This is a genomic window from Allochromatium humboldtianum (assembly GCF_013385175.1).
GTDB classification, from domain to species: domain Bacteria; phylum Pseudomonadota; class Gammaproteobacteria; order Chromatiales; family Chromatiaceae; genus Thermochromatium; species Thermochromatium humboldtianum.
The window spans coordinates 50,891-66,206 of the sequence record NZ_JABZEO010000013.1 but is presented as its reverse complement, the minus strand read 5'-3'; the positions used below and the strand labels follow the sequence as shown (position 1 = coordinate 66,206).

Annotated in this window: 11 protein-coding genes; 6 read left to right on the top strand and 5 right to left on the bottom strand. The window is 64.0% G+C overall.

Translation table 11 applies throughout. The features are described from left to right. Positions 1–104: 104 nt before the first annotated feature. The gene (gene adk, locus HW932_RS16710) at positions 105–764 is read right to left on the bottom strand and encodes an adenylate kinase (RefSeq protein WP_176977634.1); all 660 of its coding nucleotides are present in this window, start codon (positions 762–764) and stop codon (positions 105–107) included. Between the two features lie 304 nt (positions 765–1,068). Continuing rightward, entirely contained in the window at positions 1,069–2,988 is a 1,920-nt protein-coding gene (gene htpG / locus HW932_RS16705; RefSeq protein WP_176977633.1) for a molecular chaperone HtpG, read from the bottom strand. A 192-nt stretch (positions 2,989–3,180) separates the two neighbouring features. On the opposite strand from htpG, the gene HW932_RS16700 reads away from it, so the two are divergent. Next, positions 3,181–4,815 carry an alpha-D-glucose phosphate-specific phosphoglucomutase gene (locus tag HW932_RS16700; RefSeq protein ID WP_176977632.1) on the top strand — a complete coding sequence of 545 codons (1,635 nt, stop codon included), beginning with the start codon at positions 3,181–3,183 and terminating at the stop codon, positions 4,813–4,815. Positions 4,816–5,147: 332 nt separating this feature from the next. Here HW932_RS16700 and HW932_RS16695 read toward each other — a convergent pair whose 3' ends face one another. Beyond that, positions 5,148–5,612: an Hsp20 family protein gene (locus HW932_RS16695; RefSeq protein ID WP_176977631.1), complete on the bottom strand. Its 465-nt coding sequence runs from the start codon at positions 5,610–5,612 to the stop codon at positions 5,148–5,150. 318 nt (positions 5,613–5,930) lie between these two features. Between HW932_RS16695 and nspC the strand changes: the two genes are divergently transcribed. The 3 genes from nspC (at position 5,931) to HW932_RS16680 (ending at position 10,891) form a co-directional block, all read left to right on the top strand. Beyond that, on the top strand, positions 5,931–7,037 hold the full coding sequence (gene nspC, locus HW932_RS16690; RefSeq protein ID WP_176977630.1) for a carboxynorspermidine decarboxylase: 1,107 nt from the start codon (positions 5,931–5,933) through the stop codon (positions 7,035–7,037). Positions 7,038–7,148: 111 nt separating this feature from the next. Beyond that, on the top strand, positions 7,149–8,489 hold the full coding sequence (locus HW932_RS16685) for a saccharopine dehydrogenase family protein (RefSeq protein WP_176977629.1): 1,341 nt from the start codon (positions 7,149–7,151) through the stop codon (positions 8,487–8,489). A gap of 149 nt (positions 8,490–8,638) precedes the next feature. Further along, positions 8,639–10,891 carry an arginine/lysine/ornithine decarboxylase gene (locus tag HW932_RS16680; protein ID WP_176977628.1) on the top strand — a complete coding sequence of 751 codons (2,253 nt, stop codon included), beginning with the start codon at positions 8,639–8,641 and terminating at the stop codon, positions 10,889–10,891. Here HW932_RS16680 and xthA read toward each other — a convergent pair. Beyond that, a complete protein-coding gene (gene xthA, locus HW932_RS16675) occupies positions 10,878–11,714 on the bottom strand; it encodes an exodeoxyribonuclease III (protein ID WP_176977627.1) in 837 nt (278 codons plus the stop codon). The two genes, HW932_RS16680 and xthA, sit on opposite strands and share 14 nt — an antisense overlap. A gap of 65 nt (positions 11,715–11,779) precedes the next feature. Here xthA and HW932_RS16670 point away from each other — a divergent pair, with 65 nt between their 5' ends. Continuing rightward, positions 11,780–12,271, top strand: coding sequence for a methyltransferase family protein (locus tag HW932_RS16670; protein WP_176977626.1), 492 nt, complete (start codon positions 11,780–11,782; stop codon positions 12,269–12,271). A 49-nt stretch (positions 12,272–12,320) separates the two neighbouring features. Here HW932_RS16670 and HW932_RS16665 read toward each other — a convergent pair whose 3' ends face one another. Further along, the gene (locus HW932_RS16665) at positions 12,321–14,387 is read right to left on the bottom strand and encodes a thioredoxin domain-containing protein (protein WP_176977625.1); all 2,067 of its coding nucleotides are present in this window, start codon (positions 14,385–14,387) and stop codon (positions 12,321–12,323) included. A gap of 224 nt (positions 14,388–14,611) precedes the next feature. Between HW932_RS16665 and mobA the strand changes: the two genes are divergently transcribed. Further along, positions 14,612–15,292, top strand: coding sequence for a molybdenum cofactor guanylyltransferase MobA (gene mobA / locus HW932_RS16660; RefSeq protein ID WP_176977624.1), 681 nt, complete (start codon positions 14,612–14,614; stop codon positions 15,290–15,292). Positions 15,293–15,316 lie beyond the last annotated feature (24 nt).

The following is a 15,316-nucleotide window of genomic DNA, read 5'->3' as shown; positions in this document are numbered from 1 at the left end:
GCGTGATCCGGTCGCGTTATCAGTTTCAGGCGGATTGCGGCCGATTGAGATGGGCATGGCGTTCGCTCTGCCCATCCTGCGGGTCGTCCTGTCCGGCAATCGCCTCAGAGCGCTTCGAGCCCGGCCAGGATCTGGGCGCGGATGTCCTCGACCTGACCGATGCCGTGGATTTTGATGTAGCGCGGCGCACCCTCGCCGCCCTGCTCGGCCCAGGAGGAGTAATAGCCGATCAGCGGCTCGGTCTGGTCGTGATAGACCTGGAGACGTGCCTTGACGGTCTCCTCGCGGTCGTCGTCGCGCTGGATCAGCGGCTCGCCGGTTTCATCGTCGAGGCCCTCGACCTTGGGCGGATTGAAGACGACGTGATAGGTGCGACCCGAGGCCTGATGCACGCGCCGGCCGGACATGCGCTTGATGATCTCCTCGTCCGGCACGTCGATCTCGACCACGGCGTCGATATGGATGCCGGCGTCCTTGAGTGCGTCGGCCTGGGCCAGGGTGCGCGGGAAACCGTCGAACAGACAGCCGTTGGCGCAATCGGCCTCGGTGATGCGCTCCTTGACCATGCCGATGATGATGTCGTCGGAGACCAGGCCACCCTCGTCCATGATCTTTTTGGCGGCCAGACCCAGCTCGGTGCCCTGCTTGACGTGCGCGCGCAGCATGTCGCCGGTCGAGATCTGCGGAATGTTGAAGTGCGCCTTGATGAAGCCGGCCTGGGTGCCCTTACCCGCGCCTGGGCCGCCGAGCAGGATGATGCGCATGCTGTGATCTCCTCGATGGAACATTTGAATTATTTGACGGAAAACCCGAATCCTACGCAGTATGCCATGCCCCTTGGCGGCGCGACCACCCGAATCAACCGGGCGACGCGCTCAAGGCATTGAGCAATCGTCAGTTTTGCATATTTCAATGCTTCAGGCTACGTCTAAAGCCCGTCGACGCGGCTGAAGCCGCACCTACAAACACGGACAACGAAAACGGACATCCCAGTCTGCCCGGGATGTCCGTCAAAAACGCCCGATCAACGCTGGTAGCGCGTCGTCAGGCATCGCGTATCGACGACCGTCAGCCGCCGGCCATCATCATGTTGAGCATCAGCTTGTTCAGACGCCCGACGAAGGCCGCCGGATCGTCGAGCTGACCGCCTTCGGCCAGTTGCGCCTGATCGAACAGGATCGAGGCCAGATCATTGAAGCGCCCTTCGTCCGACTCGGACTCCAGACGCCGCACCAGCAAATGATCCAGGTTGACCTCCAGGATCGGCTTGGTCTCGGGCGCACTCTGACCAACGGCCTTGAGCACGCGCGCCAGGTTGGCGCTCATGTCGTCGGCGCCGACCACCAGACAGGCCGGTGAATCGACCAACCGGGTGCTGGGACGCACCTCGGCGACCTGCTCGCCGAGCGCGCTCTTGAGCCGATCCAGCAGCGGCTTGTGCTCGGTCGCCGCCTTCTCTTTGGCTTCCTGCTCCTCCTTGTCGGCCAACTCGCCGAGATCCAGGTCGCCCTTGGCGACCGACTGGAGCGACTTGCCCTTGTACTCGTGCAGATGGCTGACCAGCCACTCGTCGACGCGGTCGGAGAGCAGCAGTACCTCGACGCCCTTCTTGCGGAAGACTTCCAGATGCGGGCTGTGACGCGCCGCCGCCGGGCTGTCGGCGGTGATGTAGTAGATCTTGTCCTGCCCCTCCTTCATGCGCTCGATATAGGCGTCGAGCGACTCGCGCTGCTCGCTGCCCTCGCTGTGGGTGGTCGAGAAGCGCAGCAGACCGGCGAGGCGTTCCTTGTTGGCGAAGTCCTCGGCCGGACCTTCCTTCAGCACCTTGCCGAACTCGTCCCAGAAGGTCGCGTATTTCTCAGGCTCGTCCTTGGCCAGGGTTTCGAGCAGACCCAGGACGCGCTTGGTGTTGGCCTGACGGATGGTGTCGATCTTGCGGTTGTGCTGGAGGATTTCGCGCGAGACGTTCAGCGGCAGGTCGTCGGAGTCGACGATGCCCTTGACGAAGCGCAGATAGTGCGGCATCAGCTTGTCGGCCTCGTCCATGATGAAGACGCGGCGCACATAGAGCTTCACGCCGTGCTTCTGGTCGCGGTCGAACAGATCCCAGGGCGCCTTGCTCGGCACATAGAGGAGCGCGGTGTATTCGTTGGTGCCCTCGACCCGGTTGTGGGCATAGGCCAGCGGCGGCTGGAAGTCGTGCGAGACGTGCTTGTAGAAGTCGTTGTATTCCTCTTCCGTGATGTCGGACTTGTTGCGCATCCACAGCGCCGTGCCGCGGTTGACCTGCTCGAATTCGGGCGGCTCGCCCTTCTTCTGCTCGGCCTCTTCGCCGTAGAGTTCCTTGGCCATCTCGACCGGGATGGCGAGGTGGTCGGAGAACTTGCCGATGATCGAGCGCAGACGCCAGCTATCCAGGAACTCTTTCTCGTCTTCCTTGAGATGCAGGGTGACGTCGGTGCCGCGTCCGGCTTTCTCGACCGTTTCGAGCGTGTAGCTGCCGCGTCCGTCGGACTCCCAGCGCACGCCATGCTCGGCCCCGAGACCGGCGCGGCGCGAGACCAGCGTCACCTTGTCGGCGACGATATAGGCCGAATAGAAGCCGACGCCGAACTGACCGATGAGGGTGCTGTCCTTGGCCTGATCGCCCGACAGGCTCTCGATGAAGCGGCGGGTGCCGGAGCTGGCGATGCTGCCGATGGTCTCGACCACCTCGTTGCGGCTCAGACCGATGCCGTTGTCCGAGATCGTGACCGTGCCGGCGTCGCGATCGACCGTGACCCGGATACGCAGCTCCGAGTCGCCCTCGTAGAGTCCGTCGTCGCTCAACGCCTCGAAGCGGAGTTTTTCGGCCGCATCCGAGGCGTTGGAGACCAGTTCGCGCAGAAAGATCTCCTTGTTCGAGTAGAGCGAGCGGATCACCAGATCCAGCACCTGGCTCACCTCGGCCTTGAACTCCAGTGTTTCCTTATGCGCTTCGACTGTCATCTTTGGGTACTTACCTTGCTGTGAAATGTGGGGGATGGGCGCGAATTGTCGCGCGCCGCTTATTGTCGCACGGGGCCGGGGGGATACAATGCCCGTCAACGTCGGCATCGCCCCGTTCTCGTCACGGCCGTCCCGCCGCCGTGCGCCGGCTGCTCAGTGAAGTCTATTCAACCACAATTCAAGGGTTTGAAGATGGAAACGCTCCACATCGCCACCACGCCGTTCGAGGGTCAGCGTCCCGGAACCTCCGGGTTGCGCAAGAAGGTCAAGGTCTTCCAGCAGCCGGGCTATCTGGAGAACTTCGTCCAGGCGATCCTCGACAGCCAGCCCGAACTCCAGGGCGGCAGTCTGGTGGTCGGCGGCGATGGGCGTTACTTCAATCGCGAGGCGATCCAGGTCATCCTGCGACTGGCGGCGGCCAATGGCGTGCGTCGGCTCATCGTCGGGCGCGGCGGGCTGTTCTCGACGCCGGCCGTCTCCTGCGTCATCCGCAAGTACAAGACCCAGGGCGGTATCGTGCTCTCGGCCAGCCACAATCCCGGCGGGCCGGACGAGGACTTCGGCATCAAGTTCAACTCGGCCAACGGCGGACCCGCGCCCGAATCCGTCACCGAGGCGATCTTCGCGCGGACGAAGAGCATCGACCGTTATCTGACGCTCGACACGCCGCCTGTCGATCTCGACCAGCTCGGCACCTTCCGGCTTGGTGAAACCGAGATCGAAATCATCGACCCGGTCAGCGACTATGCCGATCTGATGGAGGCGCTGTTCGACTTCGACGCCATCCATCATCTGTTCAACTCTGGCCATTTCCAGATGCGTTTCGACGCCATGCACGCCATCACCGGTCCCTATGCGATCGAGATCCTGGAGAACCGGCTCGGTGCCGCGCCCGGCACCGTGATGAACGGCGTGCCGCTGGAGGACTTCGGCGGCGGTCATCCCGACCCCAATCTCGCCCATGCCCAGGAACTGGTCGCCATGATGCACGGGTCGGACGGACTCGACTTCGGCGCGGCGTCCGATGGCGACGGCGATCGCAACATGATCCTCGGACGCGACTGCTTCGTCACCCCGAGCGACAGTCTCGCCATCCTCGCCGCCAACGCGCATCTGCTGCCGGGCTATCGGCAGGGCATCCGGGGCATCGCTCGCTCGATGCCGACCAGTCAGGCGGCCAATCGGGTCGCGGATTTCCTGGGGATCGAGTGCTTCGAGACGCCCACCGGCTGGAAGTTCTTCGGCAATCTGCTCGACGCCGGGCGCATCACGCTCTGCGGCGAGGAGAGCTTCGGCACCGGCTCGGATCATGTGCGCGAGAAAGACGGGCTGTGGGCGGTGCTGTTCTGGCTCAATCTGCTGGCGGTGCGTCAGCAGTCGGTCGCCGAGATCCTGACCGATCACTGGAAACGCTTCGGGCGTAACTTCTACACCCGGCATGACTATGAGGGCGTGGATCTGGACGCGGCTGAGGGATTGGTCGACCATCTGCGCCGGCTGCTGCCCGATCTGCCTGGCCGTCAACTCGGGGCGGAGACCGTGAGCTATGCCGACGACTTCGCTTACACCGACCCCATCGACGGCAGCGTCTCCGAACGCCAGGGCATCCGCATCGGCTTCGAGAGCGGCGCGCGGATCGTCTATCGGCTCTCGGGCACAGGCACCTCGGGGGCCACACTGCGGGTCTATCTCGAATACTTCGAGCCGGATCCGGCGCTGCACCACAGCGATACTCAGGACGCGATGCGCCCGCTCGTCCTCATCGCGCGCGAACTGGCCCAGATCGAATCCCGCACCGGACGCACCGAGCCGGATGTCGTGACCTGACGGGGTTTACTTGCTTGTGGTGGAATAGACGAAGCGCGTCGCAATGAAAACGATGGGGCCGATCCGAGAAAAATATTTACATTGGACCCATTGCAATCGTCGAAAATCATCTAAACTTCCATCCATGGTCGCCGATACACTCGGGCGATGCACCGAATTTCCTGGCCGGCGCCAGGTCACGCTGTCCTCCTCGTCTCTCTTCTACGAGAGACTTTTCGACCCGGCACACCGCCGGGTCTTTTTTTGCCTGAACGCAAAAAGGCCGGGGAACGACCCCGGCCCTTGGCTCGACGTATCAGCGATCAGCCGTCGTGCGCGTCAGCGACTCAGGCTCAAGCGGCCTTGGCGGCGGCTGCATGCTCGATGGCCGGATTGGCGCCGGCACCACGGATCTCGATACGTCGCGGCTTCATTGCCTCGGGCACCTCGCGCACCAGATCGATGTGCAGCAGACCGTTCTCCAGACGCGCCTCCTCGACTTTCACATAGTCGGCGAGCTGGAAACGACGCTCGAAGGCCCGGTTGGCGATACCGCGATAGAGGAAATTCCCCTCGCTCTCGGTCGCCTGACGCTGACCAGTGACGGTGAGCAGGTTCTCCTTGGCCTCGATGCCCAGTTCGGCCTCGGTGAAGCCGGCCACGGCGAGCGTGATGCGATAGCGATTCTCGTCGAGCAACTCGACGTTGTAGGGCGGATAGCCGCCCGGCTCGGTGCGATAGGCCGTCTCCAGCGCATTGGCCAGACGATCGAAGCCGATCATGGAGCGGAACAGGGGTGAGAAGTCGAGCGTGGACATGACATATCCTCCAAATGAGCAATATGGACAGACATTTGGCGTTCGTGACGAACCGCCGGTCGGGCGATCCCCCGAGGGGCGATCGCTTGCATGAAAAATATATGTATCGATTAGCACTCTGTCAAGGGGAGTGCTAATTCTTGACGCTCAGGCCGCTGGTGGCCATCATGCGCAGTTACTCAGCGCCGTTCGTCATCAAAGTGTCATGCGCGGCCTTTAGAGTTCGACCAAGGCGATCTCCAGCCCACACAGCCGCGCTTCGCGACCCGAGCGCGCGCCGTCTCCCCGACCCTTCCCCCACGAGTTTGCATAGATTCGATGACAGACCTGGCCACACCCTATTACTTGATCGACGAGTCCCGGCTCAAGCACAACCTTGAGATCATCCAGCAGGTGCGCGAACGCTCCGGCGCCAAGTCGGTGCTGGCGCTCAAGTGTTTCTCGACCTGGAGTGTGTTCGATCTGATGCGCCAGTACATGGACGGCACCACCAGCAGTTCGCTCTACGAGGCGCGTCTGGGGTACGAGACGTTCGGCGGCGAGACCCACGCCTACAGTGTCGGCTTTTCGCGCGACGAGGTGCTGGCGGTGCGCGAGTTCGCCGACAAGCTCATCTTCAACTCGCTGTCGCAGCTGCGGCGCTTCCATCCGGACGTGGCGGGTCTGAACCTGGGACTGCGCGTCAATCCGGGCATCAGCTATTCGAACTTCGATCTGGCCGATCCGGCGCGGCGCTATTCGCGGCTGGGCGTCAGCGACACGGCGGCGCTGGCCGAGGTCGCGCCCTGGCTCAAGGGCTTGATGTTCCATTTCAACTGCGAGAACCCGGACGTCGACAACATCCGCGCCTCGCTCGAAACCCTCGGGCGCGAATACGGCGAGCTGCTGCATCGGATGGAGTGGGTGAGTCTGGGCGGCGGGCTGTCCTTCACCCAGGACGGCTATGCGCTGGATGCCTTCTGCGAGGCTCTGCGCGCGTTCAGCCGGACGTTCGACATCCAGGTCTATCTGGAGCCGGGCGAGGCGGCCGTCACCCAGAGCACCGAGCTTGTGACCACCGTGCTCGACGTGGTGCACAATGAGGTCGACATCGCCATCATCGACGCCTCGCTGGAGGCGCACATGCTCGACCATCTCATCTATCGCACCCATCCCCGACTCGCCAGCCCGCCGCCCGGTGAGCACCGGATGATGGTCGCCGGACGCACCTGTCTGGCCGGTGACGTCTTCGGCGACTTCAAACTGGCCGCACCGCTGCAAGTCGGCGACGAAGTGCGCATCGCCGATGCCGGCGGTTACACCATGGTCAAGGTCAACTGGTTCAATGGCGTGGCCATGCCCGCGATCGTGGTGCGTCGGCTCGACGGCACCCTGGAGCGGGTGCGTTCATTTGGCTATGACGACTTCAAGCGCAGTCTGTCCTGATCGGCGCCACCCGGCTGCCGCGCGTGGAACCGGACCTTGACCCGGCGACAGGCAAAAACCCGGTTTCCCAAGCCATTCTTCAAACCACAGCAACGTCCAACAGAGAACTCCATGAAGAAAAACGTGCTGATCATCGGCGCCGGCGGCGTCGCGCATGTGGCCGCGCACAAGGCGGCGATGAACAATGATGTGCTGGGCGACATCTGCATCGCCTCGCGCACCCAGTCCAAGTGCGATGAGATCATCGAGAGCATCCACCGCAAGGGGCATCTCAAGGATCCGTCCAGGAAGCTCTATTCGCGCCAGATCGATGCGCTCGACATCCCGGCGACCGTCGAGCTGATCCGCGAGACCAACTCCGAGATCGTCATCAATCTCGGTCAGGCGTTCCTCAACATGTCGATCCTGGAGGCCTGCCTGGAGACGGGCGTGGCTTACATCGACACGGCCATCCACGAAGACCCGGACAAGGTCTGCGAGAATCCGCCCTGGTATGCCAACTACGAGTGGAAGCGCAAGGACCGCTGCGCCGAAAAGGGCGTGACCGCCATCCTCGGCGCCGGTTTCGATCCGGGCGTGGTCAACGCCTACTGCGCGCTGGCGGTCAAGCGTTACTTCGACAAGATCGAGACCATCGACATCATCGACGTCAACGCTGGCAGTCATGGCCGGTATTTCGCGACCAACTTCGATCCCGAGATCAACTTCCGCGAGTTCATCAAGGTCTGGACCTGGATCGACCGCCAGTGGAAGGAGTATCCGACCCACACCGTCAAGCGCGTCTACGATCTGCCGGTGGTCGGCCCCTCCCCCATCTATCTCAACGGCCACGACGAGCTGCACTCGCTGTCGCAGAACATCGACGCCGAGAGCATTCGGTTCTGGATGGGTTTCGGCGATCACTACATCAACGTCTTCACCGTGCTGCGCACCCTGGGCTTCCTCGACCATCTGCCGGTCAAGCTCGCCGACGGTCAGGAAGTGGTGCCGCTCAAGGTGGTCAAGGCTCTGTTCCCCGATCCCAAGACGCTGGCCCCGAACTACACCGGCAAGACCTGTATCGGCAACTTCGTCAAGGGCATCAAGGACGGCAAGCCGCGCGAGGTCTTCATCTATCAGGTCTCGGACCACAAGGCCGCCTATGAAGAGGTCGAATCGCAGGGCATCAGCTACACGGCCGGCGTGCCGCCGGTCGCCGCCGCCATGCTGATCGCCGACGGCACCTGGGACACCAAGACCATGGTCAACGTCGAGGAGCTGGACCCGGAGCCGTTCATCGCCATCCTCGACCGTATCGGTCTGCCGACCGAGGTCAAGGAGATCGAGCCGGGCAGCGCCGAGTCCTTCGACGGCACCGTGCGCGATCTGGAGACCGAGATCGCCGAGTCGACCGCGACCGTCACCGTCTCGGCGGCCAATCCCATGATCGCCGTGGCCCCCAAGCCGCGTTGATCCTCAGAACCGGCGGCCCGAGCGGGCCGCCGGTCCCGCGACCGACTCCAGGCTCGATCATCGCGCCGACCACTCGCTGTCCATCCGTGACCGGCCCGCTTCCCGGCTGACGGCGAGCGTGCCGGCCCTTTACTTTCGAGGATTACGCGATGCGTTTCCGTTTTCCAGTCGTCATCATCGACGAGGACTTCCGCTCCGAGAACGCGAGCGGTCTTGGCATTCGCGCGCTCGCCAAGGCGCTCGAAAGCGAGGGGCTGGAGGTGCTCGGCGTCACCAGCTATGGCGATCTGACCTCGTTCGCCCAGCAGCAGAGCCGCGCCTCCTGTTTCATCCTGTCGATCGACGACGAGGAGTTCGGCAGCGGCTCCCCCGAGGAGGCGCTCGAAGCGCTCGCGACCCTGCGCGCGTTCGTCCAGGAAGTGCGGTTGCGCAACGAGGACATTCCGATCTTCCTCTACGGCGAGACGCGCACCTCGCGTCACATCCCGAACGATGTGCTCAAGGAACTGCACGGCTTCATCCACATGTTCGAGGACACGCCCGAGTTCATCGCCCGCTATGTGGCGCGCGAGTCGCGGGTCTATCTCGACAGTCTGGCCCCGCCCTTCTTCCGCGCGCTCACGCACTATGCCGCCGACAGCTCCTACTCCTGGCACTGTCCGGGACACTCGGGCGGCGTGGCCTTTCTCAAGAGTCCGGTCGGACAGATGTTCCACCAGTTCTTCGGCGAGAACATGCTGCGCGCCGATGTCTGCAACGCGGTCGACGAACTCGGTCAACTGCTCGATCACTCCGGCCCGGTAGCGGCCTCCGAGCGCAACGCGGCGCGCATCTTCAACTGCGACCATCTGTTCTTCGTCACCAACGGCACCTCGACCTCGAACAAGATCGTCTGGCACTCGACCGTCGCGCCCGACGACATCGTGGTGGTCGACCGCAACTGCCACAAGTCGATCCTGCACGCCATCATCATGACCGGAGCGATCCCGGTGTTCCTGATGCCGACGCGCAATCATTACGGCATCATCGGTCCGATCCCGCTCGATGAGTTCAAGCCCGAGAACATCCGGCGCAAGATCGCCGCCAACCCCTTCGCCAAGGGGATCGATGCCAAGCCGCGCGTCCTGACGATCACCCAGAGCACCTATGACGGCGTGCTCTACAACGTCGACACCATCAAGTCACTGCTCGACGGCGAGATCCACACCCTGCTGTTCGACGAAGCCTGGCTGCCGCATGCCTCCTTCCACGACTTCTATACCGGCATGCACGCCATCGGCAAGGATCGGCCGCGCTGTCACGAGTCGATGGTGTTCGCCACCCAGTCGACGCACAAGCTGCTGGCCGGTCTCTCGCAAGCCTCGCAGATCCTGGTGCAGGAGTCCGATCAGCGCCAGCTGGACCGCGACAGCTTCATCGAAGCCTATCTGATGCACTCCTCGACCAGTCCGCAGTACGCCATCATCGCCTCCTGCGACGTGGCGGCGGCCATGATGGAGCCGCCCGGCGGCACAGCGCTGGTGCATGAGTCGATCATGGAGGCGCTCGACTTCCGGCGCGCCATGCGCAAGGTCGACGAAGAGTTCGGCGAGGACTGGTGGTTCAAGGTCTGGGGGCCGGACTATCTGGCCGAGGAAGGCATCGGCGATCGCGACGACTGGATGCTGCACGCCGACGACCACTGGCACGGCTTCGGTGAGCTGGCGCCCGGTTTCAACATGCTCGATCCGATCAAAGCCACGGTCATCACGCCTGGGCTGAACATGGACGGCGAGTTCTCCGAATCGGGCATCCCGGCGGCGATCGTCACCAAGTATCTGGCCGAGCACGGGATCGTGGTCGAGAAGACCGGGCTGTACTCGTTCTTCATCATGTTCACCATCGGCATCACCAAGGGCCGCTGGAACACGATGGTGACGGAGCTCCAGCAGTTCAAACACGACTACGACCGCAACCAGCCGCTGTGGCGCGTGCTGCCGGAGTTCATCCAGGCCCATCCGCGCTATGAGAAGATCGGTCTGCGCGATCTGTGCGACGAGATCCACGGCATCTACAAGGCCAACGATGTCGCGCGTCTGACGACGGATATGTATCTATCCGATATCGTCCCGGCCATGAAGCCGGCGGTGGCCTTCGCCAAGATGGCGCATCGCGAGATCGAACGGGTCGGGATCGATGATCTCGAAGGGCGCGTGACCAGCGTGCTGCTCACACCCTATCCGCCCGGGATTCCGCTGCTGATTCCGGGCGAGCGCTTCAATGCCACCATCGTGCGCTATCTCCAGTTCGCGCGCGAGTTCAACACCCGCTTCCCCGGCTTCGAGACCGACATCCATGGTCTGGTCAAGGAAGAGAGCGGCGGCGAGGTCGGCTATTTCGTCGACTGCGTCAGGCCGCTGTGAGGTCGGGGAGATCCAGGGTGATCCACACCGGGCAATGGTCTGAGGGTTTGTCCATCGCCCGGATGGCATAGTCGATACCGGCGTCGATCAACCGCTCGCGCAGCGGGGCCGAGATCAGGATATGGTCGATACGCAGACCATGTTTCGGCTCGCGCTCGAAGCCGCGCGAGCGGTAGTCGAACCAGCTGAAGCGGTCGGCGGATTCGGGATGGCGGGCACGGTAGGCATCAATCAACCCCCAGTCGAGCAGGGACTGGAACCAAGCGCGTTCCTCGGGCAGGAAGGCGCATTTTCCGGTGCGCAGCCAGCGCTTGGCGTTGTCGGCGCCGATCCCGATATCCAGATCCAGGGGCGCGACGTTCATGTCGCCGAGCAGGACGATGTTCTGGTCCGGGCGGAAGGCGGTACGCAGATAGTCCAGCAGGCCGGCGTAGAACGTCTGCTTGGCGGGGAACTTCAGCGGATGGTCGCGGCCTTCGCCTTGCGGGAAATAGCCGTTGATGACCGTGACTTCGTCACCGTCAGCGAGCCGGTAACGCCCTAGGATCAGGCGACGTTGCGCTTCGGCGTCGTCGTTCGGCAGTCCCTTGACGACGCTGTGCGGAGACTGTTTGCTCAGGAGCGCCACGCCATAGTGGCCCTTTTGACCGTGGATCCGGACGTCATAGCCCAGTCCGCGCGCCCAATCGAGCGGAAACTGCTCGTCGGCGACCTTGGATTCCTGCAGGGCGAGGATGTCGGGGTCGAGTCCGGCCTTGAGCGCCTCGACCTGATGCGGACGGGCGCGGACGCCGTTGATGTTGAACGAAACGATCTTGAGCACCGGCATTCTCCCGACGGATTCCAGAACCAAACGACACATCCCTTTGTAATCGATCGGAGGCTCCCATGTCACTGTTACAGGCGTTCAAAGGCCATCGCGGCGAATATCTCGTCGCACTGCAATTCGTGCTGATGTTCGTCTTCATCCTGGCGCCGAACTGGAATCCGCTCGCCACGGCCGGCGTGCTCGCGGCCCTGGAGCCGGTGCGCTGGATCGCGCTTGGCGGGCTGGGGCTGGTCGCGCTGGTGTTCGGCGCCTTCGGTTCGATCCACATCCGCGACTATCTCACACCCCTGCCCTATCCGGTCGACCACAGCCAACTGGTCAGGCACGGCGTCTATGCCTGGGTGCGCCATCCGCTCTACAGCAGCCAGCTCTTCGCCGCGCTCGGCTGGACGCTCTACACCCTGAGCCTGACCCATCTGCTGATCCTGGCCATCGGCTTCGTCTTCTTCGACTACAAGGCCCGCAAAGAAGAAGCCTGGCTGACCGAGCGTCATCCCGACTATGCCGATTACGCGCGCGAAGTGCGCAAGTTCGTGCCCTGGATCTATTGAGGCACGACCACGATCCTCGATCCGCGAAAAGACGGGGGTTTCCGGTCGATCATAGGTCGGCCAACGACGTGACCGGCGGCTCACAGTGCGTACCGCGACAGCGATAGATCAGCGGACGGTCGCCGCCGCGCATCGCCGCCAGCGTGCCCGGTAGCTCGTCGATCCCGGATGGGATGGCGAAGACGAACCGATGCGGCCGATAGCCCTGCTGGGCCAGCCGCTGCCAGGTCTCCAGCCGGTCGTCGGCGGCGCGGATGACGAGCATTTCGGGCGGATCGAGCCAGTCGTCGAGCGCCATGAGCAGACTGGCATGGGCGTGCGGCATCCGGCGCATCGACTCGGCGGCGAGCCGCAGCGTGCCGTCAGCGGCCTCCAGATAGCGTACCTCGCCGATCAGATGTCCGAGCCGCTGGAGGGCGAGCGCCGCCACGCCGTTTCCGCCCGGCATCGAATCGTCGCCGAGCGGCTTGGCGCGATGGATCAGCGGCTCATGCGAACGTCCGGTGAACCAGAAGCCGCCGCGCTCGGCGTCGTGGAACTCGTCGAGCAACACCTCGGCCAGCTCGACGGCGAAGGCGAGATCCGCACTCGACCAGCGCACCTGGAGCAATTCCAGCAAGGCGTCGATCAGGTTGGCATAGTCGTCCAGATAGGCGTTGAGATGCGCCACGCCGTCCTTGCAGGTCGCCAGCAGACGGCCGTCGCGCCACAGCATCGAGCGGATGAAGGCGAGCGCCTGTTCGGCCGACTCCAGATAGTCGGGCCGCTCCAGCACGCGCGCCGCACGCGCCATGCCCTTGATCATGAGCGCGTTCCAGGCCGTCAGAATCTTCTCATCGCGTCCCGGATGGACACGCTGCTCGCGGGCGCTGAAAAGCGTGGCGCGGGCGCTGGCCAGCAACGCCTCGGCCTGTGGCAGATCCAGGCCCAGCGACTCGGCCGCCTGCGCCGGCGTGCGATAGCCGTGCAGATGCCAGCGGCCCTCGAAGTTGGGCGGACGATCCAGGCCATAGACCGCTGCGAACAGCGGATACTCGACCGCACTCAGACGCGCGCGCACCGCGTCCCGATCCCAGACATAAAAGGCGCCTTCATGGCCCTCGCTGTCGGCGTCCAGGGTCGAGTAATAGCCGCCCTCGGGCGACTGCATCTCGCGCATGACCCAATCGGCGGTGGCCAGGGCCGCGTCGCGAAAGATGGATTCCCCCGTAGCGGAGAAGGCATCACAACAGAGCGCCAGCAGCGGTCCGTTGTCATAGAGCATCTTCTCGAAGTGCGGGATCATCCATTCGTCGTCGACCGAATAGCGACAGAAGCCGCCGCCGAGCTGATCGGTCAACCCGCCCCGGATCATGCGTTCCAGCGTGAAGCCGGCCATGTGGAGCGGACGCGGATCGGGATCGCCGCCGCTCGCCGCCAGCCGAGCCTGACGCCGTAGCAACAGCTCGAGATCGGTGGCATGCGGAAACTTGGGCGCGCGTCCGAAGCCGCCGTGCTCGGCATCGAAACTCAGCGCCAGCTGATGGAAGGCCGCCTCCAGCAGACTGCCCTCGGGCAGCTCCGCCCCGCCCTGGGGTTCGAGGCCGGCCAGCGCCTCCAGCAGACTCCGGTTCTGCTCGCGGATGGCGGCGCCCTGTTCGCGATAGGCGCGCTCGACCCCGACCAGCAGTTGCGTGAACGACGGCAGACCATGACGCGGCTCGCGCGGAAAATAGGTGCCGGCGAAGAAGGGCGTGTGATCGTCCGGGGTGAGAAAGACCGTCAGCGGCCAGCCGCCAGCGCGTTGGCTCAGAAGCTGATGCGCGGTCTGATAGACCTTGTCGAGATCCGGCCGCTCCTCGCGATCGACCTTGATGTTGACGAACAGCCGGTTCATCCGCTCAGCCGTCGCCGGGTCTTCGAAGGACTCGTGCGCCATCACATGGCACCAGTGACAGGCCGAATAGCCGATCGAGAGCAGGATCGGCCTGTCCAGTTCGCGCGCCAGCGCCAGAGCCTCCGGGCACCAGGGCCACCAGTCGACCGGATTGTGGGCGTGCTGCTGGAGATAGGGGCTGGTGGCGGACGCCAGCCGGTTGGTACGCTGGGCGTCGCGGGCGTGGATCGATGACGACATGAAGGCTCTCTCTCCGGCTGATGGGCGGGTCTCGCACAACCTGTGATGGTGGGTCCGGTCTGGCGGCTTTCCAGGTCCGGATCATCGCGCGGCCCTCCATATCGAGGTATGGCCGAGGTCGACTCACATTCGCCGTTTCGGTGAAGCGCGTGCGATGATCGATGCCATCCATCGCTTCTCCCGACGGAGAGCGAATCGTCCCCGTTATCCTGGAGCGGCTGTAGATGACTGCACCTGTACGTGAAACCCTGACCGGCGTCGTTCTGGCCGGCGGCCGGGCGCGACGCCTGGGCGGCGTGGACAAGGGGTTGCTGATGGTCGATGGACGGCCGCTGATCGCCTGGACGCTCGACGCCCTCGCGCCTCAGGTCGGCTCGGTGCTGGTCAATGCCAATCGGCATCTGGAACGCTATGCCGAATTCGGCTATCCAGTCGTCGCCGACTCGCTCCCGGATCATCAGGGACCGCTGGCCGGATTCCTGGCCGGGATGCGCGCGGCCCGCACCGACTGGATCCTCACCCTGCCTTGTGATGGGCCACAGCCGCCCTTGGATCTCGCCGCGCGGCTCAGCGCAACCCTGGTCGAGCAGGAAGCCGAACTGGCCGTGGCCACGGACGGGCGGCGCCTGCAGTCGGTTCATGCGCTGCTGCCGGTCAAGCTCGCCGACGACCTCGAACGCTTTCTGGCTCAGGGCGGACGTCGGGTCGAGGACTGGCAGCGAGGCCATCGGCTCGCGCTGGCCGATTTCAGCGACCGGCCCGAGGCGTTCGGCAATCTCAACACGCCAGAGGAACTCCAGCGGTTCGCCGAGCGGGTTGCTCAGGCCGGCGAGGACGAGCCGGTAGCCGAATCCCCTCTGCCCACCCCTCTCCCGCAAGGGCAGGGGCGGATGACGAATCGGTAATTTTCAGAGGCCCGGTCAGGTCTT